Origin of the sequence: Noviherbaspirillum sp. (assembly GCF_035654295.1) — a bacterium.
Taxonomy (GTDB): domain Bacteria; phylum Pseudomonadota; class Gammaproteobacteria; order Burkholderiales; family Burkholderiaceae_D; genus Noviherbaspirillum.
In genome coordinates this window covers 1-19252 of the sequence record NZ_DASRXF010000039.1, presented here as the reverse complement: position 1 = coordinate 19252, position 19252 = coordinate 1, and the positions used below count along the sequence as shown (strand labels likewise).

Sequence of the window (19252 nt, the reverse complement as noted above, 5' to 3'; positions counted from 1 at the left end):
CCGGTTGCGGTTGGTTCTCCGTTGTTACTTGCCGGGACTGGCCCCGGCGGGCCACTCACTTTCTTTGCTTCGCCAAAGAAAGTAAGCAAAGAAAGGCGACCCCGGTACGCAGCCCCCTTCGGGGGTTCCCGAAAAAATGCAGCGGAAAGCGGGAAGCGCGGAAACTCGCCTTCGGCTCAGACACTCCGCGCTTCTTTATCCGCTTTCCACTGCATTTTTTCGGCTGCGTACAGGGGCCTAACTGCCGAAACCCATCCCCACCCTAACCCTCCCCTTGAAGGGGAGGGAACTGTTGGGCTTGGCAAGCGGTGAAGATGGCTCGAAGAGAGGCTGTTAGTTCCCTCCCCTTCAAGGGGAGGGCTAGGGTGGGGATGGGTTTCGGTGTTAATCCCTTGTACCGACGCCAAAAGAGCGGACGCAAAATCGGAAAAAGAAGCGCAGATGTCTGAGCCGAAGGCGAGTTTCTGCGCTTCCCGATTTTGCGTCCGCTCTTTTGGGGACCCCCGAAGGGGGCGGCGGTACAGGGTCGCCTTTCTTTGCCTACTTTCTTTGGCGAAGCAAAGAAAGTAGGTCGCCCGCCGGGGCGAGTCCCGGCAAGCGTCCACGAAGAGCAGAACGCGTTGCACCACCGAAGAGAAGCACGCCACCGATTCCCGCCTGCGCGTGAATGACTAAAAGGTTGAAACACCATGGACAAATTCAAGCAGATAGAAGCCTTCGTCGACGTCGTAGAAAAAGGCAGCCTGGCCCGCGCCGCCCTCGAACAAAACATCACCCCCGTCATGCTGGGGCGCCGCATCGACGCCCTCGAACGCAGGCTGGGCGTCAAGCTCATGCACCGCACCACCCGCCACCTCACGCTCACCGAAGAAGGCACCGTCTTCCTCGACCACTGCCGCAAGCTGCTGGACGAACTCGACTTCGCCGAAAAGATCATTTCCGAGGGCAGGCACAAGGCCACCGGCCACCTCGTCGTCTCCGCCCCCGCTGCCTACGGAAGAAAACACGTCGCCCCCCACGCGCCCGCCTTCGTCGCCGCCAACCCCGACGTGCGCATCTCCTTCAACCTGACCGACCGCGTGGTCGACCTCGTGCGCGAAGGCTACGACGTCGGCATCCGCATCGGCGGCGTGATCGACCCCAACTTCGTCGCAGTCAAACTGGCCGCCAACCGCCGCGTGGTGTGCGGCAGCCCGGCCTACTTCGCAAGACACGGCATCCCGAGAACGCTGGCCGACCTCGAACAGCACAACTGCCTCGCCTTCAATCTGCAGGGCGGCCAGCAGCGCGGCTGGTACTTCCAGCAGAACGGCAAGCCCGTCACCATCAAGGTCAACGGCAACCTCGACTGCAACGACGGCGAACTGCTGCATCGCTGGGCCTGCGAGGGCCTTGGCCTGGCGTGGCGCTCGACCTGGGAAATCCAGCCCGAGCTCGCCGCCGGCCAGCTCATCACCGTGCTCGACGAATACGCGCTCGACAATTACGACATCATGGCCGTCTATCCGCAGCAGCGGCACCTGCCGGCGAAGATCCGCTTCTTCATCGACATGCTCAAGGCGGTGTACGCGCAGCCCGGCTACTGGAACCGGCCGCAGAACTGGTGACGAAAAAAAGCCCGCATCTGCGGGCTAATCCTGTCCACTTGCGGTGGATTCCACCACCGTCATCCCGACGAAAGTCGGGATCCAGCGACTTGCATGCGGTATTCAACGACACTGGATTCCTGCTTTCGCTGGAATGACATCCTTGCCCTGCTCAGGCGGCGGCCTGATCGAGCGTCGGCCGCCCCTTGCCGGTGACGACGCCGCAGTAGGCGGGCGCGGCTGCGCCGCAGTAAGCCGCGGCCTTTTCCGCGGCGATGTCGCAGTAAGCCGCAGAACCCTTGTCGGCAGCAATGCCGCAATAGGCCGCCGACGCCTTGTCCGACGCTACCCCGCAGTAGGCGGTCTTTTCGGCAGCGACGCCGCAATATGCAGCCGCCGCCACGCCGCAGTAGCCGGCGTCCGGCTGTTTCGCGGCGCCGAACTCCTGGCGGTACAACTCCTGGGTCCTGCCCGATGCCTTGGCAAGATTGGCGGCATCCTCTTCGTCGCGCATGCCGAAGTAGGGGAAGTGGTGCAGGAAGTAGCCGAACACGTTCCGGCAGTCCTCCGCATACTTCATCGTATCCAGGATGTGGCCGTGCCAGAACTTGTCCACGTTCTTGTCCGGCACGATCGCTTCCTCCGGATATTTCGCGACCAGCGCCAGGAAGCGCTTGTATTCCAGTTCGTGCCGGTCTGCCTCGGCACGCGTCCAGCCATAGCCCTCGTCGGCGTCCATCAGCTTGAACTTGATGGGGTCAAGGTCAAGCGCGAACACGGCTTCAACGATCTGTTCCGGTGTCTTTTGCTGAGCATGCTGGTTCATTTTTCGGTCACCTCTCGATGTTGTTGACTTCAGGTTTGATTCGACGAAAAGGCATTCCTGGCGTTGTTGTCCGGCACCCTTTCGGACGGCCAATGTAGCATGCGGCTCCCGTTGCAGACTTGTAACACTGTTGAGGAAAATCAAATTTCCTGTGGGGTACAAGCATGGGCCGCAGCGAGCCTGAAACAATACGCTTGCATGACCGCCGCTGCCCGGCAGGGCGGCAATGCCCGTGTCATAATTTCTCGACAGAAATCGATATACACTGCTGTTTTCCTCCGCCGCAACGCATGCGGAGAGACGCCCCGACCACCGCACAGTCACCGTACCGATGCCCATCTCCAGACGCTTTGTCAGGTCGCTTTTTGCTTCTCCCGCCTGGTGGGTCGGGGTGGCCGTATCGCTCGTGCTGTACCTGCTGGTGGAGCAGGCCATCACCCAGCGCAGCCAGGCCGAGTTCGAGTATCGCGTCGAGAACGCGCAACTCTCGATACAGAACCGGGTGCGCTCGTACGTGGACGTGCTGCGCGGCGCTGCCGCCCTCTTCCATACCGCCGACGAGATCACGCGCGACCAGTTCAGGGCTTACGTCCGGGAACTGAACCTGCAGCAGACCTTCCCCGGCATCACCAACCTGAATTACGCCCGCCGCGTCACTCGCGAAGAGAAGGCGGCCTTCGAGGAGGCGGTACGCGCCGATACGCGCATCGACAAGCGGGGCTATCCGAACTTCGCCGTCAAGCCCGCCGGGAACCGTCCGGAATACCATGTCATCACCTATATCGAGCCGATGGAAACCAACCTCGTCTCGTTCGGCTTCGATATTGCTTCCAACGCTGTCGTCGCCAATTCCCTGGACGTGTCGCGCGACAGCGGCCGGCTGGCATCGTCGGGGCGGCTCATCCATATCACCGGCCCGTACCAGCATGTTGCGCTGGCCATGCGCATGCCGCTTTACCAACGCGGCATGCCGACCGGCACTGTGGCTGAGCGGCGGCGCGCGTATGTCGGTTCGGTCGGCGCGGGATTCGATATCAACAAGCTGATGCTCGGCGCGGTGGACAAGAACACCCTCGACCGCATCCGGTTGCGCCTGTACGACGTCGGCCGTGGGGACGGTTCCGCGAGTGCGGAGACCCTGCTCTTCGACAGCAGCGCCGGGCCTGAGGCGACGCCTGCCCATGGACTGGACGCACCGGATTCGCGCCTGTTCGTGAAACGGGTGTCGATGAGCGTGGGTCCGCGCGTGTGGTCCGCCGAATTCACCGCCCACAAGTCGTCCATGATGAACAGCTTCGAAGCCTATCTGCCATGGCTGGTGCTGGCGACCGGGCTGGCGGCATCGCTGCTGCTCTACGGGGTGTACTACTCGCTGGCCACGGCGCGCCGCCGCTCGGTGGAGCTGGCGCGGGAAATGACCAAGGACCTGCGCGCGAGCGAGGCCAGCCTTGCCGAGGCGCAGCACATGGCGCGCCTGGGAAGCTGGGTGCTGGATCCGTCGAACGGCAGCATGTCGTGGACCGCCGAAACTTATCGCATCTTCGGCATGGACCGTTTCAACGCCACGCCGACGCAACTGGATTTCATCCACCGCATCCACGAAAGCGACCGTGCGCACGTCGAGGAAGGCCTGGAGAAATGCCTTGCCAGCGGCATCGAGTTCGATACCGAGCACCGGATCACGCAGGTGGATGGCTCGGTGCGTTGGGTGCATACCATTTGCCGGCTGGGCTATAGCGGCAGCACCAGGCTGCTGCGCGGCACCATCATGGACGTGACCGAGCGCAAGGATACGATGGAGGCATTGAAGCGTTCGCAGGAATTGCTGCGCGAACTGACGGCGCACCAGGACCGGGTGAAGGAAGATGAACGCAAGCGCATCGCGCGCGAGATCCACGACGAACTCGGGCAGACGCTGCTGGCGCTGCGCATCGACGTCTCGATGCTCGACGCCCGCACCGGCCAGTCGCATCCGCGCCTGAACGAAAAGGTGCGCGGCGCGCTGCAGCACATCGATGCGACGGTGAGGACCATCCGCACCATCATCAACAACCTGCGTCCGGCGGTGCTCGACCTTGGCCTGAACGCAGCCATCGAATGGCAGGTCGCCGAATTCCGCCGCCGCACCGGCATCGAATGCGAGCTGCGCATGGGCGAGGCGGAGATCGTGGTGGACGACATGCGCGCCACCTCGCTCTTCCGCATCCTGCAGGAGTCGCTCACGAATGTGATCCGCCACGCCCAGGCGACGCACGTCGTGATCGAGCTGTACCAGGAGGACAAGCGCCTCGTCATGAAGATCACGGACAACGGCATCGGCATCTACCCCGAGACCCGCAAGTCATCGAACTCCTTCGGCCTGGTCGGGGTGGAGGAACGCGTCAATGCGCTCAACGGCGAATTCATCATCACCAGCGCGCCGGGCAAGGGCACGATGCTGACCATCTACATTCCGCTGGAGAGCGGCGGGCAGGACCTGTACGGCTTCAAGCTGGTCGACAGCGGCCGGTAAGGCCTAGCGTATCAGCTGGATGCCCACCAGCGCCCACGACATGGCAGCCGCCGCGGTGGCCAGCTTCAGGTGCGTGATCTCGCGCTGTTCGGCCTTCTTTTCATCCAGCCGGCGCCGGAATGCTTCATTCCTTTTCTTTGCCTGCCGGCGCAGGCGCTGCCGCGCCGCCGGCGACAGTTCCGCATCGAATAGCTCCATGATGTTCCCCCTGATGTATTTGTCATTCTTATTCTCTTGGCAACTCGCCGGGTAAATTTGCGGTGGCGCAAACCCGCCCGGGCGGGAGTTAGGGAAAACTCAAGGAAAGTGAGGCTGAGTAAGTTTATGTCCGTAGGGAAACGGAACAATCAGAGCCTTGCGCCGACCAGGCCGGCGAGCTCCGCATCGTGGAGCACGATCGGGTTGGTGCGCATGCTGCCGCCCCGGCTGCCCTCGACGATCCTGCCGATGTCGCTCGCCGTCACGCCGAAGTCAGCGAGCCGCGGCAGGCGCAAGCGTTCGGTCCATGCGCGGAGGATGTCGACGAGCGCGTCGCACCCGTCCGTCTCCGATGCATCGGATGCAGCACCGAGGACGCGACCGGCATCCGCATATTTTTTCAGGGACGGCGACTGCGGCGCCCTCTCCCGCAACGCGCGTATATTGAGCGCGGTCGCTTCCGCCACCAGGGTGCCGCAGACCACGCCATGCGGAATCGGGAAGAATGCGCCGAGCGGCGAGGCCAGTCCGTGTACCGAGCCGAGGCCTGCCTGCGCGAGCGTGATGCCGGACATCAGCGATGCATAGGCCACGCCGGAGTAGCCCTCGCGCTGGCGCGGATGGCCCGGTTCCCATGCGAGCCAGAAGCCTTCGCGGAATGCCTGCAGCCCGGAGCGCGCCAGCGCATCCGTGAACGGGCTCGCATTCGTCGACACATAGGACTCCAGCAGCTGGGTGAAGGCATCCATGCCGTTGGCGGCAATCAGGTCCTTCGGGCATCCCGCGAGCAGATCGGGATCGACGATGGCCACGCGCGCCACCAGCGCATCGTGGCGGAAGGATTTCTTGAACCCGTCGCTGCCCTGCACGCTGAGCACTGCATTCTTGGTGGCTTCGCTGCCGGTGCCTGCAGTGGTGGGGACGGCGACGAAGGGGACCGCCGGTCCGACATAGGGCACGCCGCGGCCCACGCCTTCGAGGTGGTCCATCACGGAATTGCCCGTCGCCAGCAGGCCGGCGATGGCCTTGGCGGCATCGAGCACACTGCCGCCGCCGATGCCGGCGACCACCTCGATGCCCGAGGCGCGAAAGCGCGCAACGGCCTCATCGACCAGTGCAGGCGAAGGCTCCTGCCTGACCTGCATGCTTTCCCATGCGATGCCCTGCGCGGCGAGCGATTCCTGCAGTGCCGGCCACTGCGGCGTGGCGACGAAGGAGCGGCCCCCGGTCACGATCAGCGCCTTGCGGCCGAACTGCGCCAGCACCTCCGCCGTTTCCCTGATCCGTCCCGGACCGAAGCGGATCTCGGGCAGGCGTGCAACGGAAAATGCGGGGATGTTCATCGGCGCGTCCTCGTGGAGTGAAGACCGCACTATAGCGCGATCCAAAAGAAAACGCCCCGTGCCGGACGGGCACGGGGCGTCTCTCCTTACTGTAAAGGGATCAGCGGGCCCCGGCTATCTTTCCGAGCGCGACGCTGAGCGCCACACCGCCGAGGGTCTTGCCTGCGTGCGGGTCCACGGCGAAGAACTCGCTCATGCGATCAATGATCGACGGGTCATCCTGCGCAGCCTCGCGCGCGAGACGGCGTATCACCTCCGTATCCAGGCCTTGCACCAGGCCGGTGTCCACCGGCACCTCGGGGTGCCCGCTGCCGTTGGCGGCCCGCGGCAGCAGGCCGTCGTCGATCAGCGGTTTCACCGCAGCCGGACTGGCGCCGTCGATCAGCTGTTTCAGCATGGCCGCGCGCAGTTCGTCCGAACCGCGCTCGTAGGCATCGCCCACCATGTCTTCGAAAGGAGGCGTTTGCTCCGAGTGCATTGCTTCGGCGAGACCGGTCGTTACATGCTCGGCCGGGACATGCTGCGCAACGGCCACGAAATCCTGCTCGACCTTTTGCACGGAATGCACACCGGTTTCGGCTGCGTACTGTTGCAGCACTGCACTCACATCGTTTTCTCGACTCATCGTTTCTCCTTGAAAAAAACGTGGCGCAGGCAGTTGCCCGCGTCACGTGTGTAAGGCGGGGAAAGCGCGCGTTAGTTCGCGGTCGAAAAAAATTTCATATGGATGAAACATCCGGCGGGGGTTTCGGTTCGCCGAGATTGACGAGGTCGGGTACATCCTGCTGCGGCACTTCCACCGGCTGCAGCTGGCCTGCATCGAGCTGGTGCGAGAAGTTCTCCACCGAATCGAGCCGCTCTTCCCGGTCTTCGGCCAGCGTCGGCCCGCTCTGGATGTAGACAGCCAGGAGTTCCGCCAGGTGCACCAGCACCGACAGGTGGGTGCGCTCGTAACCGTGCGAGGCATCCGTGCCGAAGCACAGCAGCGCGGTGCGCACGTCGCGGCCGGCGCTCACGGCAGCCCCCGCGTCCGAGTGATAGAAACGGAACACGTCACGACTGCAAGGAATCCCGTGCTCGCCGCACAGGCGCAGCAGACGGCGCGTGAGGTGATAGTCGTGCGGCCCGGCGGAATCCATCATCGGGATGGTGACGCCGTGCTCGCGCGCCCCCTGCCCCGCCGCCACCGGGCCGATGTCGATCCCGATCACTTCGCTGACATCATCCTTGATCACGGCGCGCGCCCCGGAACCGACTTCTTCGGTCACGGTGAAGACCGCATGGCAGTCCATGGGTATGGACGCGGCGTTGTCTACCACCGCCTTCAATGCCGCCAGCACCGCCGCCACGCCGGCCTTGTCGTCGAGGTGCCGCGACACGATGTACCCGTTCGGCAGCCATTCGGGATTGGCATCGAAGGCGACGAAGTCGCCGATCTGGATGCCGAGCGCGACCACGTCGGCCGCACTCGCGATCTGCTCGTCGATGCGAAGTTCGAGCTGGTCCCAGCTGACCGGCTGGGTATCGATGGCTTCGTTATACACATGTCCGGATGCCAGCAGCGGCAACACCGATCCCCGGTAGCGCCCGGTCTCGGTGAACAGCGTGACGCGCCCGCCTTCCGCCCAGCGGCTCGACCAGGTGCCGACCGGCATCAGCGACAGCCTGCCGTTCGGCTTGATCTCCCGCACCATCGCCCCCAGCGTGTCGAGATGCGACACGATGGCGCAGGCGGGGCTGGACTTGCGGCGTTCCGGCAGCGTGCGCGGCAGGATGGCGCGGATGGTGCCGCGCCGCGTCAGTTCATAGGACACGCCGATCGCATCCAGCCGGCCGCCGGTGTAATGCACGATTTCATCGGTCAGCCCGGCCGGACTTGGAATGGCAAGCAGTTCGAGCAGCGTTGTCTTCAGGTAGTCGGCATCGATGCGCAGCTTTTCCATGACGGATCAGGTTTGCACGGCAGTGAAGGGAAAGAGCAGGTCGACGAAGCGTTGCGCGGTCGGCTGCGGGTCGTGATTGGCGAGGCCCGGGCGTTCGTTGGCTTCGATGATCACGTACTGGTCCGAGTCCGGCGAGGGCACGAGGAAGTCGAGGCCGACCACCGGGATGCGCAGCGCCCGCGCCGCGGTCTCCGCCACCTCGCGCAGTACCGGATGGAGCTCGGCGGTGACGTCGTGGATGGTGCCGCCGGTGTGCAGGTTCGCCGTCTTGCGCACCTTCACCGGCTGTCCGGCTTCGAGCACCGAATCGTAATCCAGGCCCTGCGCGGCGAGGCAGCGCTCGGTTTCCGTGTCCACCGGAATGCGGCTTTCGCCGCCGGTGGCCGCCGCGCGCCGCGCGCTCTGCCGCTCGATCAGCTGGGCCACGGTCGACGTGCCGTCGCCGACGATCTCCGCCGGCTTGCGGATGGCCGCGGCAACGACCCTGTAGCCGATGACGACGATACGCAAGTCCTGGCCCGAGCAGAATTCCTCGATCACGACGTGGCCGCCTTCCTTCGCCGCACGCTCGATGGCTTCGGCCAGGTGCTCCTCGGTGCGCACGTCGACGCTGATTCCCTTGCCCTGTTCGCCAAGCGCAGGCTTGACGACCACGGACTCGCATTCCTGCAGGAATTCCGCATTGTCCTTCGGGTCGCCGGCGACGATCTGCTTCGGCACGCGCAGCCCGATCGAAGCCAGCCGGCGCGAGGTGAGCACCTTGTCCTGGCACCATGTCATGGCCACGCCGCCGGTCAGTTCGGTGAGCGACTCGCGGCACAGCATTTCATGGCCGGCGTTGCGCAGCTTGAAGATGCCGGCTTGCGCATCGATCACCTCGACGCTGATGCCGCGCCGCCGCGCCTCGTTGATGATGATCATCGCGTAGGGATTGAGGCCGCCGATATCGGTGCTGTCGACGAACAGCTTTTCATTGATGGCATTCTTGTTCTTGACCACGAAGCCCGGCGCCTGCTCGAAGCCGAGCTTGCGGTAGAGGCTGATCGCCGGCTCGTTGTCGTGCAGCACCGACAGGTCGAGGAACTTTCGCCCGCGCGCGGTGAAGTGGCCGATGAGGTAGTTGACCAGCGCGCGCCCGGCGCCGCTCAGCCCGGTCTGCGGATCGACCGCAAGGCACCAGAGGCTGCAGCCGCCCTCGGTGTCGCCGAAGGCTTCGGCATGATCGATACCCATCGCGGTGCCGACGATCTCGCCGGTGCGGTCGTCTTCCGCGATCACGAAGTGGACTGCTGCCGAATTGCGCTGCCGCCACACGGTCTGCTGGTCCACCGGCACCATGCCGCGCATGCTATAGAGGCGGTTGATGGCGGCGATGTCGGCGCGCGTGGTGAGGGGACGCACGGCAATGCCGGACATGGGCGCTTCCTCGGGCATGTCACCCAGGGGCCGGCGGAAGATCAGGGACGGGTCGAGGAACAGTTGGGACGGCGCTTCGGCAAGCACCAGTTGCGGCGACTCCACATGCAGGGCGATGTCGCGCTTTCCCGGCTCCTCCTGCCGCAGGGACTCGGCGAGCACTTGCGGCGATTCAAAGGACGGTCCGTATAGCAACCGGCCCCAGCCGCAATCGATGAAGGCGTTCGGACGGCACGACGCACTTTCTTCCCGGGGAAGCGGGTCGCCGTCGTCGGCATGCCTGAACAAGGCATGGTGCTGGTGGCTTCCATTGATGGAAAGCTCGTGAGGGGAGACGCTCATATTGCTGTCCTCCGAAATAAGATTGATCTGGTATGGCTGGAAGCCACTCAACGCCGGTCAGAGGCCGTTGGTCTGCAACCATGCTTCGAGCAGCGCGATCTGCCAGACCTTGGAACCACGCAAGGGCGTGAGGTGGCTGTCGGGCGATTCCAGCATGTGCTCGATCGCATCGCCGCGGAACAGGCCGCGTTCGCGCGCCGCCCGGGAATCGAGCGTGTCGCGCACGTACTGCAGGAAGTCGCCGCGCAGGTATTTCAGCGCCGGTACCGGGAAATAGCCCTTGGGCCGGTCGATCACCTCGGCCGGGATCACGCTGCGCGCAGCTTCCTTGAGCACATGCTTGCCGCCGTTGGCGACCTTGTGTTGCGCCGGAATGCGGGCGGCCAGCTCGACCAGTTCATGGTCGAGGAAGGGGACGCGCGCCTCGAGACCGAAGGCCATCGTCATGTTGTCCACGCGCTTGACCGGGTCATCCACCAGCATCACCGTGGTGTCCAGGCGCAGCGCGCGGTCGATGGCGCTGTCGGTGCCGGGACGCGTGAAGTGGGCGGCAACGAAGGCGCTGCTCGCGTCCTCGACGCCGATGCCGGGCGCCAGCAGTCCGCACAGCTCCTCGTGGCTGCGGTCGAAGAAGACGCGCTTGTAGACGTCGAGACCGGTATTCGAATCGTGCACGTCGGTGAGCGGCGGATACCAGTGATAGCCGGCGAACACTTCGTCCGCGCCCTGCCCGCTCTGCACCACCTTGCTGTGGCGCGAGACGGCCTGCGACAGCAGGTAGAACGCCACGCAGTCGTGGCTGACCATCGGCTCGGCCATCGCGGCGATCGCCTCGGGCAAGGCCGCCAGCAGGTTGTCGGCGGGGATGTGCAGTTTTTCATGCACCGTGCCGTAGCGGCTGGCGATGAGGTCGGAATACGCGTATTCGTTGCCCGCCTCGCTGCCGACCGACTCGAAACCGATCGAGTAAGTGCGCAGTTCGGACGTGCCGGCTTCCGCCAGCAGGCCGGTGATCAGGCTGGAATCGAGCCCGCCGGACAGCAGCACGCCAACCGGCACATCCGATACCAGGCGGCGCTTCACCGACAGGCGCAAGGCATCGAGCACCTCCGACTTCCAGTCCTCGAAGCTGCGCTTCTCGTCGTCCTCGTTGCGCGTGAAGTCGAGCCGCCACCATTCGCGCACGCTGCAATCGCCGTCCGGCGTCACCTTCATCCAGCAACCGGGCGGCAACTTGCGCACGCCCTTGATGATGGTGTGCGGCGCCGGCACGACGGCATGGAAGCTCATGTAGTAATGCAGCGCCTGCAGGTCGAGCGCCGTATCGACGCCGCCGCCCTTGAGCAGGGCCGGCAGCGTGGAGGCAAAGCGCAGCCTCCGCTCATCCCGCGTGTAGTACAGCGGCTTGATGCCCAGCCTGTCGCGCGCGAAGTATGTGATGCCGCTGTCACGCTCCCACAGTGCGAACGCGAACATGCCGTAGAAGCGCTCCAGCGCCTGCGGCCCCCAGGCATGCCAGGCCTTGATGATGACTTCGGTATCGCCGGTGGAGGCGAACTGGTAACCCTTCTCGCGCAGCTCCGCGCGCAGTTCGTGATGGTTGTAAATGGCGCCGTTGAAGACGACGCCCATGCCGAGCTGGTTGTCCACGAATGGCTGGTGCGCCCGGCTGCTCAGGTCCATGATGGACAGGCGGCGGTGGCCGAAACAACGGCTGCCGAGGCTGAACACCCCTTCGCCGTCGGGCCCTCTCCGCGCCATGCTTTCCGCCATGTCCGCGACCGCTCGAATATCCGCGAATTGCTGGTCGAAACGCAATTCCCCCGCAATTCCACACATGAAGATTCACTCCGGAAAAAAAAAGAAAAGACAGCATGCCTGTCATGCTGCCCACCCTCGTGTAGAGGTTTTGCAAGCAGGTTTTGTTCCTGACAACTTGCCGGACAAGAAAGCTCCTCAATATGCGGAACGTTTTGCCGTCCTGCCAATCAACACCTTGTCCGTCGCATACATTTTTGCAACTTTCCCATGAGAACCTTCCACTGCGACAAGTGCGGGCAGCTCGTCTTCTTTGAAAACGTACGCTGCGAGAATTGCGGCAGCATCCTCGGCTATATCCCGGAGCAGCTCGCGATCTTTGCCTTTGAGAGCGACGCGGAGGGGCTCTTGTGCAGCCCGAATCCCGAGCTCTCGGGCCGCCGCTTCAAGAAGTGCATCAACTATTCGCGTGAAGACGTGTGCAACTGGATGCTGGACGCGGATGAATCGAGCGAGCTGTGCGCCTCCTGCCAGCTCACCCGCATCATTCCGGCGCTCTCGTCCGAGAAAAACCGCGTGTACTGGCAGCGGCTGGAAGCGGCCAAGCGGCGCCTCCTGTACACCTTGTGGGCGCTGCACCTGCAGCCGACGCCCAAGCTGAACGATGCCGACGCCGGGCTTGCCTTCGAGTTTCGCGAAGACATGCCCGGTGAGCATGTGATGACCGGGCACGCTGACGGCGTCATCACCATCAACATTGCCGAAGCCGATCCGGCGCACCGCGAGAAAACGCGCGAGCAGATGCACGAGCCTTACCGCACCCTGCTCGGGCATTTCCGTCATGAAAGCGGCCATTTCTATTTCGACCGCCTGCTCAGCGGGGGTGACTGGCTCGACCGTTTCCGCGAACGCTTCGGCGACGAACGGCAGGACTACGGCGCCTGCCTGCAGCGCCACTACGACAACGGCCCGCCGCCGGACTGGTCGCAGAACTTCGTCAGCGCCTATGCCACCATGCACCCGTGGGAAGACTGGGCCGAGACCTGGGCGCATTATCTGCACATGGTCGATACGCTCGACACCGCCTACGCCTGCGGCATGATGCTCAAGCCGAAACGCCCCGATGAACCCGAATTGGTGATCGACGAACAGCCGGTGCGCAGCGATGATTTCAGCGACATCATCGACGGCTGGTTCTCGCTGTCCTACGTGCTCAACAGCCTCAACCGCAGCATCGGCATGCCCGATCCGTATCCGTTCACGCTGTCGACGCCGGTCATCGACAAGCTGCGCTTCGTGCACGACGTCGTCCGTTCGCGTGCCGGCGGCCATCAATGATTCGTGCAGTCATGCGGTGAGGGAATTTATCGGCCTCATCGTTGTCAGTTGCTACATCCGCCAACGCGAAGCAACGAAGGTCCAATGACTCAACGCCACACCCCGGAACTGTTCGATCCGAACCGACTGTTCGATACGCTGCTGCAGATGCTCGACCTGGAGAACGACGAAGCGCTTGCGCACAGGCTCCATGTCGAGCCTTACCTCGTCAAGCGCGTGCGCGAGGGACAGCATCCGCTCGATCCGTCGCTCTTGATCCGCATCAACGAAGCTACCGACATCAACATGCGCGAGCTGCGCCGGATGATGGGCGACCGGCGCAATGAATACCGGCTCGACCAGGTGCCGCAGCCCGTGGTTGCGCCGGTGAAGGAAGCGGTGGAAAAGCACGAGGAAGGCGAGGAACGGGAAAAGCTGCGCCGCTCCTTCGAGCGCGACGATACCGGCCTGCCCAACTTCGTGCAGTGGTCCTGAGACCGCTGTCTCCTGAACCGTCCTAGATCGGCTGCATCTTCTCGAACATCGGCGACGCCTTGATCGCATCGCGCACGTCGGCATACCGCGTCTGGTACTCGCTGACCTGCGCGTCGTACTCCTCGCGCCCGATATGGTTTCCCAGCTGGTAGGCGATTGCTTCGGTCAGCTCCTTGCTCAACGGCGACGATAGGTCGAAATGCCGCACCGCCCAGATCTTGCGCGATGCGCGGTCGACCAGCACGAGCTGCAGCCGGTACCTGCCATCGCGCGTCAGGATCTCCGGCGTCGGCCGCGTTTCGGGCGGATACAGGAAGACATGGAATTGCGCATCCCCGCTCATGTGGTCGCCGATCTGCCACGGCACGATGGCGATGTCGCGCTCGCGTAGCAGGCCGAGCCAGCAATCCGCATCGTTCACATGGCGGGCGATATCGTCGGTAATGCCGGAAAAAAACAGGCGCAGTTCCGGCCCCTCCTTTGAAAATTCGAAAACGGCCGCATCTTCATCAGGCAGATTGCCCGGATACAGTTTGCCGGCTTCCAGCATGTCAGGCGTCATAGGCTCTCCCGGTTGTTGACCGTTTGAGTACGCCATGGGCCGAAAAATCCGGCACCGGCGGGAGCAAGGGATGCTCCATGTCAAGAACAGGGATCGTGGAGGCTGGCATTCTTATTGCACGTTCTCGTGCACTTGTACTGATTTTCGGATTTGCAAGCGGCGGCTTCACCCATGCTTGTCGTATGGCCGGCGCACTCCGATCCCGAAGGCAACCGGCGAGCAATCTGAAGCCTTGAACCACCCAATTTCAAGAAACGTAAAAAATGCAAACAATGACCTACTACATGGATAATCTGAAGGCCACTGCAGAGATCCAGGAAACCGACGTCGGCGGTGGCCGCATCCTTGCTGTCGTCTCCATCCTGGAGGGTTCGCACGAACCTTCCCAGCGTTCGCACCACACCATCGTGTTCGAGCCCGGCACGGGCAAGAGCATCGTCGAAGCCACCAAGACGCTCGTGCATAACCTGATGCACAAGCACCATCTCCGAAAGCCTGCCGCGTAAAAATTACGCAGCAATCCTCCAACTCAGGCGCGGGTGCCTTGCACCTGCGCCCCCCGTTTCCCCGCGCGCTGGCGCATGGCCCGGTTTTGCGACTGCAGGATGCCGTCGATGCGCTCCGAGGCCACCCGCGCCATGTGCTGAGCCTCTTCACCATGGGGAAAGAATTCCGGGCAGCGATAGCTCAGCCATGCATAGGCCGAGTACAGCTTGCAGTTGTCCTCCACCTCCTGCAGCGTTTCGCGCGACGCGTGCGTGCCGATCGATTCGAGCGTGCTCGCATGTCCGCGCGCCAGTGCGCGCGCCCACTTCTGCCACGCTGCATGCAGTGACGGAATGCGCGACGAGATCGGCACCAGCGACAGGGTGAACTTGTCGGCCAGCGTCAGCGGCAGCGTGTCGAGCCAGAGCGCGCGTTCGGCCTGCTCTTCAGTGATGCGCGGAGCGAAGAAGCCGTCGGGAACATCGATATCGGTCTCGAAGCGCTTGAGCAGCTTCGCCAGCGCCTGTTCGCCGGTGACCGAGGTGATGCGGTTCAGGTGTTCGAGCGTGGGCGCGACGGAAAAGCCGAGTGACGAGACCGGCGGCACCTTTTCCTTGAGCAGCGCGCGGATCACATAGTGCGTGTCGTCGTCGAAGCCGGCGACGAAGCCTTCCTCGTGCACGCCGAAGCGCCCCGCCCGTCCGGCGATCTGCTTGGCAAGCGCGGCCGTCAGTTCTTCTTCCTCGACGCCGTTGTACTTGACGGCGGTAGTCATCACCACGCGCTGGATCGGCAGGTTCAGGCCCATCGCGATGGCGTCGGTGCCGACCACGATATCCGCGCTGCCCTCCCGGAAGCGTGCGGCCTGCGCGCGCCGCACTTCCGGCGAGAGGTTGCCGTACACGGTGGCCACCGAGAATCCGCTTTCGGTGATCATGTCGCGCCACATCAGCACTTCGCGCCGCGAGAAGGCGATCACGGCGTCGCCGCGCCGCAGGTTGCGCAGCTTGCGCACTGGTTGTCCTTCCATCGACAACGGCGCCTTGCGGGTGAGCGTCTTCACTTCGAGCGGACAGTCGAGGCGCTTGGCGAGCGCTTCGATGGCGCGGCGCGCTTCGGGGGCGCCCACGAGATACACGACGTTGGCCGGCGCACCGCACACCGCGGCTGTCCATGCCGCGCCGCGGTCGCGGTCGCCCAGCATCTGGATCTCGTCGATCACGGCAACCTCGACACGCGTCTTGGTATCGAGCATTTCCACGGTGCTGGCGACGTGTGTGGCGCCCTCCACTTCCCGGCGCTCTTCGCCGGTGACGAGGCTCACCTTGAGCCGCTCGCCCTTGCGCTCCACTTCGCACAGGCGCTCATAGTTTTCCAGCGCCAGCAGGCGCAGGGGGGCGAGATAGACGCCGCTCTTTGCCTTGGCCAGCGCTTCCATCGCCTCGTGCGTCTTGCCGGAATTGGTCGGCCCCAGCAGCGCGATGAAGCGACGCGGCAGGCGATGCGCGAGCTCGAAGGTCGCCGGGTATTCCGCAAGGTTGATGCTCTCGCGCGTACGCGCCGCGTTCCATGCTTCCTGCTGGCGCTCGATGGCGTGGATCAGGCGCTGCTCGATGCGGTCGAGCACATGGTCGACCGGCGATGAGGATTCCTTCAGGGCAAGCACATGCAGGAAGTCGGCGGCATCGAGGCCGTGATCGTCCGCACGGGACGCAAGCGCCTCGACGAATTCGCACACCTTGGCATGCAAGGCGCGCCTTGCCTTCGGGTGCACGCGTTCCCGCACCAGCGCGAGTCTTTTCTCGCCGGACAGGTTGCGCCATTTGCTCGCGTTGGCGAGCACCCCGTCAGGCGGAACAAGATCATAGGGAATGTGCAGGCCGCCGGCTTCGGCTATGCCTGCAAAGCGGATCATGACGCGGCCTTCGAGTTTGGCCAGTGCCGCGCCTTCCGCACGGAGGTGCTGCTCCAGGGCATCGGCCAGCACGCTTTCATTGTCGGGGACCTGCCCCGGGGTTTCCTGCTCGGTCGGGTTCATGCGAATAGGATGTCTTGCCTGAGTTGCGGTTCCGCGCAGTATGCCATTCCCTGCGCAAACCGTTCTTGCCGCAAGACATCCCGCCGCTGCCGCCTTACATCAGTTCGACCGCCATCGCCGTGCCTTCGCCGCCGCCGATGCACAGCGTTGCCACGCCGCGCTTGAGCCCGCGCTTCTTCAGCGCCCCGAGCAGGGTGGCAATGATGCGTGCGCCGGAGGCGCCGATCGGATGGCCAAGCGCGCAGGCGCCGCCGTTCACGTTCACGATGTCGTGCGGCAGGCCGAACTCCTTCATCAGCGCCATCGGCACGGCGGCGAAGGCTTCGTTGACTTCGTACAGGTCGAAGTCCCTGGTCGATGCATCGATTCGGTCCATCAGCTTGCGCACCGCGCCCACGGGCGCCGTCGTGAACCATGCGGGATCCTGCGAGTGTGTGGCATGGCCGAGGATGCGGGCCACCGGCGCGACGCCCAGCCTGTCCGCTGTCGAGGCGCGCATCAGCACGAGCGCCGCCGCGCCGTCGTTGATCGACGACGAGGATGCGGCCGTGATCGTGCCGTCCTTTTTGAACGCCGGCTTCAGCGACGGAATTTTTTCCAGGCGTGCCTTCGTCGGGCCCTCGTCCTTCGTTACCTGGATCGTTCCTTCGCGCGTCTCGACTGCCACCGGCACGATTTCCCAGTCGAAGCTGCCGTCGGCGGATGCAGCCTGCGCGCGCTTGACCGATTGCACGGCGAAGGCATCCTGCTCCTCGCGCGTGAAGCCGTACTTCGCCGCGCAATCTTCGGCGAACACGCCCATCGCCTGGCCCTTCTGGTAGGCATCCTCGAGGCCGTCCAGCGCCATGTGGTCATAGATGGTGCCGTGGCCGATGCGGTAGCCGCCGCGTGCCTTCGGAATGAGGTAAGGCGCATTGGTCATCGATTCCATGCCGCCTGCCACCACCACATCGTTGGTCCCGGCCAGCAGCGAGTCGTGCGCGAGCATCGCGGCCTTCATGCCGGAGCCGCACATCTTCGACAGCGTCACGGCCCCTGCCGAGTAAGGAAGGCCCGCCTTGATCGCCGCCTGCCGCGCGGGCGCCTGCCCCTGGCCGGCCATCAGGCAGTTGCCGAACAAGACTTCCTGGACGGCGTCGGTGGCAATGCCGGCGCGCTCGATCGCGGCCTTGATGGCTGCGGCGCCAAGGTCGTTGGCCGACAGGGAAGAGAACGCGCCCTGGAAAGCGGCGATCGGCGTGCGGGCCGCGCTGACGATGACAATCGGATCTTTCATGATGATGCTCCTTTACGGTTTACGGGAGTTTCTGTTGGAGGAAGGCGACGGCCTTGCCGATCACGGCCGGGTCTTGCACGATGCGGCGATGTCCGAGCCCGGTGACTTGCATCAGCTCCGCCGATGGCCAGCGTGCCTGCAGCCGGCGGCTTTCCTCGCAGGGCACTTCCTTGTCGGCCTTATCGTGGATCAGCAGCGCCGGATGTGCCAGGCCGCGCACGATGGCGTCCTCTTCAAGCTGTTGCGGATCGATGCCGATCGCTTCGTGCACCAGTCCGCGGAAGCGGATGAATCCCGCTTCGTCGAGTCCGCAGGCTTGCGCGAAGCGCTGCAGCACGCGCTCGAACGATGCCGGCCCGGCGATATGGACGCTGGCGCCGGCGTTCAATCCATGCGTCATTGCGTAGAGCGACGCAGGAGAGCCGGCGGAGTGGGCGATGACGGCATCGATCGTCCCGATCGCCTCGCGCGATGCGAGCACCGCCTTGCCCATTTCGACGACGTGACCCTGCGCGCCTTCGGAATCGCCATGTGCAGGAGCATCGAAGGCAGCCACACGGAATCCGGCCTGCAGCAATGCCTGCGCAAAGCCATGCAGGTGTGCGGCGAGGCTTTCCCAGCCGTGCACCAGCAATACCGTCTTCGTGCCGCTGCCCGCGGTGTAGCCGCGCAAGACGTTGCCTTGGTAGCGGAAGGCGAGCGGCGTGGCGCCGGGGAGCGCGGTTACGGTTTGCGCGCTATTGCCGTTGCGGCGCGGATAGAGAAAATACGCACAGGCGGTTTCGGGGGACATGGTCGGTATCCTTGTTCAGGCCGTAGCCGCGGCGGCGGTGCGCGGCACCGGCTTCGCTTCGCGGATGGGCAGGTTGGCGATCGCCGCGGCAAGCGCGAGGACGATGTCCGCGTACCACATCCAGTTGTAATTACCGAAGCCGGCGAAGGCGAGACCACCCAGCCAGGCACCGAAGAAGCCGCCGATCTGGTGCGACAGCAGCGTCAGGCCGAACAGCGTCGCGAGATAGCGCGTGCCGAACAGCTTGCCGACGAGGCCGGCGGTGGGCGGCACCGTTGCCAGCCAGGTGAAGCCGAGCGCGGCGGCGAAGATGTAGAAGGTCCATTCGGTCTTCGGCGCAAGCAGGTAGATCACGATCATC

General features: G+C 64.2%; 17 protein-coding genes and 1 pseudogene. 6 read left to right on the top strand and 12 right to left on the bottom strand.

Translation table 11 applies throughout. The annotated features are described in order from the left end of the window. Positions 1-689 precede the first annotated feature (689 nt). Positions 690-1607, top strand: a complete 918-nt coding sequence (locus VFF99_RS04570) for a LysR family transcriptional regulator (RefSeq protein WP_325015397.1) — start codon at positions 690-692, stop codon at positions 1605-1607. Positions 1608-1758: 151 nt separating this feature from the next. Here the strand turns inward: VFF99_RS04570 and VFF99_RS04565 are convergent, their stop codons facing one another. After that, complete coding sequence (locus VFF99_RS04565; protein ID WP_325015395.1) at positions 1759-2412, bottom strand: hypothetical protein; 654 nt, start codon at positions 2410-2412, stop codon at positions 1759-1761. A gap of 391 nt (positions 2413-2803) precedes the next feature. Here VFF99_RS04565 and VFF99_RS04560 point away from each other — a divergent pair, with 391 nt between their 5' ends. Further along, positions 2804-4924, top strand: a complete 2121-nt coding sequence (locus tag VFF99_RS04560; protein ID WP_325015393.1) for a CHASE domain-containing protein — start codon at positions 2804-2806, stop codon at positions 4922-4924. 3 nt (positions 4925-4927) lie between these two features. Here the strand turns inward: VFF99_RS04560 and VFF99_RS04555 are convergent, their stop codons facing one another. The 6 genes from VFF99_RS04555 to VFF99_RS04530 all read right to left on the bottom strand — a co-directional run bounded on the left by VFF99_RS04555 (position 4928) and on the right by VFF99_RS04530 (position 12005). Next, positions 4928-5122 carry a hypothetical protein gene (locus tag VFF99_RS04555; protein ID WP_325015391.1) on the bottom strand — a complete coding sequence of 65 codons (195 nt, stop codon included), beginning with the start codon at positions 5120-5122 and terminating at the stop codon, positions 4928-4930. A 149-nt stretch (positions 5123-5271) separates the two neighbouring features. After that, positions 5272-6465, bottom strand: coding sequence for an iron-containing alcohol dehydrogenase (locus tag VFF99_RS04550; protein ID WP_325015389.1), 1194 nt, complete (start codon positions 6463-6465; stop codon positions 5272-5274). Between the two features lie 100 nt (positions 6466-6565). After that, positions 6566-7090 (bottom strand): hypothetical protein, encoded by a 525-nt coding sequence (locus VFF99_RS04545; RefSeq protein ID WP_325015387.1) that lies wholly within the window; start codon positions 7088-7090, stop codon positions 6566-6568. Between the two features lie 94 nt (positions 7091-7184). Next, a complete protein-coding gene (locus VFF99_RS04540; protein ID WP_325015385.1) occupies positions 7185-8408 on the bottom strand; it encodes an osmoprotectant NAGGN system M42 family peptidase in 1224 nt (407 codons plus the stop codon). Positions 8409-8414: 6 nt separating this feature from the next. Further along, positions 8415-10166: an N-acetylglutaminylglutamine synthetase gene (gene ngg / locus VFF99_RS04535; RefSeq protein WP_325015383.1), complete on the bottom strand. Its 1752-nt coding sequence runs from the start codon at positions 10164-10166 to the stop codon at positions 8415-8417. Between the two features lie 57 nt (positions 10167-10223). Further along, positions 10224-12005, bottom strand: coding sequence for an N-acetylglutaminylglutamine amidotransferase (locus VFF99_RS04530; protein WP_325015381.1), 1782 nt, complete (start codon positions 12003-12005; stop codon positions 10224-10226). Here VFF99_RS04530 and VFF99_RS04525 point away from each other — a divergent pair. From VFF99_RS04525 to VFF99_RS04515, 3 genes are all read left to right on the top strand, one after another. Further along, positions 12004-12198, top strand: coding sequence for a hypothetical protein (locus VFF99_RS04525; RefSeq protein ID WP_325015379.1), 195 nt, complete (start codon positions 12004-12006; stop codon positions 12196-12198). The two genes, VFF99_RS04530 and VFF99_RS04525, sit on opposite strands and share 2 nt — an antisense overlap. Then, entirely contained in the window at positions 12195-13262 is a 1068-nt protein-coding gene (locus VFF99_RS04520) for a putative zinc-binding peptidase (RefSeq protein WP_325015377.1), read from the top strand. Before VFF99_RS04525 ends, VFF99_RS04520 begins: the two co-directional genes overlap by 4 nt. Before the next feature lie 84 nt (positions 13263-13346). Then, entirely contained in the window at positions 13347-13736 is a 390-nt protein-coding gene (locus VFF99_RS04515) for a hypothetical protein (protein WP_325015375.1), read from the top strand. Positions 13737-13758: 22 nt separating this feature from the next. Here the strand turns inward: VFF99_RS04515 and VFF99_RS04510 are convergent, their stop codons facing one another. Further along, entirely contained in the window at positions 13759-14298 is a 540-nt protein-coding gene (locus VFF99_RS04510) for a hypothetical protein (RefSeq protein WP_325015373.1), read from the bottom strand. 263 nt (positions 14299-14561) lie between these two features. Here VFF99_RS04510 and VFF99_RS04505 point away from each other — a divergent pair, with 263 nt between their 5' ends. Then, positions 14562-14804: a hypothetical protein gene (locus VFF99_RS04505; RefSeq protein ID WP_325015371.1), complete on the top strand. Its 243-nt coding sequence runs from the start codon at positions 14562-14564 to the stop codon at positions 14802-14804. Positions 14805-14827: 23 nt separating this feature from the next. Here the strand turns inward: VFF99_RS04505 and VFF99_RS04500 are convergent, their stop codons facing one another. The 4 genes and pseudogenes from VFF99_RS04500 to VFF99_RS04485 all read right to left on the bottom strand — a co-directional run. Continuing rightward, the gene (locus VFF99_RS04500) at positions 14828-16822 is read right to left on the bottom strand and encodes a helicase-related protein (RefSeq protein ID WP_325015369.1); all 1995 of its coding nucleotides are present in this window, start codon (positions 16820-16822) and stop codon (positions 14828-14830) included. 94 nt (positions 16823-16916) lie between these two features. After that, complete coding sequence (locus VFF99_RS04495) at positions 16917-18098, bottom strand: acetyl-CoA C-acyltransferase (protein ID WP_325015367.1); 1182 nt, start codon at positions 18096-18098, stop codon at positions 16917-16919. A gap of 19 nt (positions 18099-18117) precedes the next feature. Beyond that, on the bottom strand, positions 18118-18891 hold the full coding sequence (locus VFF99_RS04490; RefSeq protein ID WP_325015365.1) for an alpha/beta hydrolase: 774 nt from the start codon (positions 18889-18891) through the stop codon (positions 18118-18120). Positions 18892-18906: 15 nt separating this feature from the next. Continuing rightward, a pseudogene (locus VFF99_RS04485) lies at positions 18907-19252 on the bottom strand (MFS transporter); the annotation flags it as partial.

Excerpts from the sequence above, each read along its gene's own strand:
- VFF99_RS04505 (WP_325015371.1), top strand. The coding sequence starts at position 14,562 with ATGCAAACAATGACCTACTACATGGATAATCTGAAGGCCACTGCAGAG.
- VFF99_RS04565 (WP_325015395.1), bottom strand. The coding sequence starts at position 2,412 with ATGAACCAGCATGCTCAGCAAAAGACACCGGAACAGATCGTTGAAGCC.
- VFF99_RS04520 (WP_325015377.1), top strand. The coding sequence starts at position 12,195 with ATGAGAACCTTCCACTGCGACAAGTGCGGGCAGCTCGTCTTCTTTGAA.
- VFF99_RS04545 (WP_325015387.1), bottom strand. The coding sequence starts at position 7,090 with ATGAGTCGAGAAAACGATGTGAGTGCAGTGCTGCAACAGTACGCAGCC.
- VFF99_RS04515 (WP_325015375.1), top strand. The coding sequence starts at position 13,347 with ATGACTCAACGCCACACCCCGGAACTGTTCGATCCGAACCGACTGTTC.
- VFF99_RS04510 (WP_325015373.1), bottom strand. The coding sequence starts at position 14,298 with ATGACGCCTGACATGCTGGAAGCCGGCAAACTGTATCCGGGCAATCTG.
- VFF99_RS04490 (WP_325015365.1), bottom strand. The coding sequence starts at position 18,891 with ATGTCCCCCGAAACCGCCTGTGCGTATTTTCTCTATCCGCGCCGCAAC.
- VFF99_RS04540 (WP_325015385.1), bottom strand. The coding sequence starts at position 8,408 with ATGGAAAAGCTGCGCATCGATGCCGACTACCTGAAGACAACGCTGCTC.
- ngg (WP_325015383.1), bottom strand. The coding sequence starts at position 10,166 with ATGAGCGTCTCCCCTCACGAGCTTTCCATCAATGGAAGCCACCAGCAC.
- VFF99_RS04495 (WP_325015367.1), bottom strand. The coding sequence starts at position 18,098 with ATGAAAGATCCGATTGTCATCGTCAGCGCGGCCCGCACGCCGATCGCC.
- VFF99_RS04500 (WP_325015369.1), bottom strand. The coding sequence starts at position 16,822 with ATGAACCCGACCGAGCAGGAAACCCCGGGGCAGGTCCCCGACAATGAA.
- VFF99_RS04555 (WP_325015391.1), bottom strand. The coding sequence starts at position 5,122 with ATGGAGCTATTCGATGCGGAACTGTCGCCGGCGGCGCGGCAGCGCCTG.
- VFF99_RS04570 (WP_325015397.1), top strand. The coding sequence starts at position 690 with ATGGACAAATTCAAGCAGATAGAAGCCTTCGTCGACGTCGTAGAAAAA.
- VFF99_RS04530 (WP_325015381.1), bottom strand. The coding sequence starts at position 12,005 with ATGTGTGGAATTGCGGGGGAATTGCGTTTCGACCAGCAATTCGCGGAT.
- VFF99_RS04525 (WP_325015379.1), top strand. The coding sequence starts at position 12,004 with ATGAAGATTCACTCCGGAAAAAAAAAGAAAAGACAGCATGCCTGTCAT.
- VFF99_RS04550 (WP_325015389.1), bottom strand. The coding sequence starts at position 6,465 with ATGAACATCCCCGCATTTTCCGTTGCACGCCTGCCCGAGATCCGCTTC.